The sequence below is a fragment of the Lacisediminihabitans profunda genome, from assembly GCF_008040105.1.
In the GTDB taxonomy this organism is placed as follows: domain Bacteria; phylum Actinomycetota; class Actinomycetes; order Actinomycetales; family Microbacteriaceae; genus Lacisediminihabitans; species Lacisediminihabitans profunda.
Window position 1 is genome coordinate 1 of sequence record NZ_VRMG01000083.1, and the last position, 301, is coordinate 301.

Genomic DNA, 301 nt, shown 5'->3' on the forward strand with positions numbered 1-301 from the left:
GTGCCGGCAAGGCTCTGACGCTCGAGAACCTCGCGAGCGCGATCCTCGGTTCTGCCAACCCGTACGCGGTCGGCGGCACGCACCGCCACATCCCCGAGATCCTGCAGGGTCTGCGTGGCGCGGGGGCGCAGTCGCCCACCATCTCGTTCACGCCGGTCATCGTTCCGATGTCCCGCGGCATCCTCGCCACCTCCACCGCGCGGATCGTGCCCGGCACCTCCGCCACGGCGATCCGGGATGCCTGGGAGAGTGCATGTGCGGCCGAACCGTTCGTGCACCTCCTGCCCGCCGGGTCCTTCCC

General features: G+C 71.1%; 1 protein-coding gene. It reads left to right on the forward strand.

Annotation, left to right across the window (positions count from 1 at the left end; translation table 11 throughout):
- Positions 1-301 (forward strand): Asd/ArgC dimerization domain-containing protein (locus FVP33_RS19155; RefSeq protein WP_281289421.1); only part of this gene is annotated, 301 nt, incomplete at both ends.